The 985-nt window shown below is 48.6% G+C and carries 1 protein-coding gene; it reads left to right on the forward strand.

The window, feature by feature from the left end:
* The coding region (locus tag GVO62_RS18475; protein ID WP_159120507.1) for an IS110 family transposase at positions 1-889 on the forward strand (889 nt) is incomplete at its 5' end.
* Between the last annotated feature and the right edge of the window lie 96 nt (positions 890-985).

The following is a 985-nucleotide window of genomic DNA, read 5'->3' on the forward strand; positions in this document are numbered from 1 at the left end:
GTCTCTTATTCCCAAAAAGCCGGGAGAGCGAATTAAAACCGACCGCCGAGATGCGCTTAAACTCGTTAGGTCACTTAAGTCTGAAGACCTTACACCCATCTATGTGCCTGAACCAGAGGATGAGGCTGTTCGGGATTTATCCCGTGCTCGTGAAGCGGCAATGAAGGATTTAAAAGAAGCAAAGTATCAACTCAAAGCCTTATTACTTCGCAACAATATACGTTATGAAGGCACTGCCAACTGGTCGAAGAAGCACCTGCGCTGGCTCACCGAACTGATTTTGCCTCACCCAGCCCAGCAAATTGTCTTACAGGAACAACTGCAAACCATTGAGGAACGTATCCGGCGACTGGAAAGGCTCGACAACGAGTTAACCCACCATGTACACCAATGGCGTTATTATCCAGTAGTGAAAGCCGTTCAGGCGATGCGCGGCGTTCGATTGCTCGTTGCTGTTGGTGTGGTGGCAGAGCTCGGTGACTTACACCGCTTCGACCATCCCAGAAAGCTCATGGCTTATCTGGGCTTAGTTCCCAGTGAACAATCATCAGGTGGAAAGCGACACTTAGGAGCCATTACAAAAGCAGGAAATGGCCGAGCAAGGCGTTTACTGATTGAGGGGGCGCACAGCTACCGTTATCCGGCCAATGTCTCTACAGAATTACAGTTAAGGCAGGAAGGCTTACCTAAAGACATCGTTGATATTGCCTGGAAAGCACAGCTTCGTTTGTGCAAACGCTATCAGCGCATGAGCAAAAAAGGTAAGCACTACAATTTAATCATCACCGCGATTGCCAGAGAGATGGCAGCTTATACCTGGGCTATCGCAAAAGAAGTGGTACTTACTCCGGTTAATCCAAAACTAAGGTTAAGCCGAGTACCTGCATGACAAACGAGTTTGAGCTAACGCATTCGGATCAGGCCGCGGAATGTGGCACAACCTACGAGGGCGTTATGATGGCAATCACTTAATGGTGATTGATCC

Source organism: Alteromonas sp. KUL150 (assembly GCF_009811475.1).
In the GTDB taxonomy this organism is placed as follows: Bacteria; Pseudomonadota; Gammaproteobacteria; order Enterobacterales; family Alteromonadaceae; genus Alteromonas; species Alteromonas gracilis.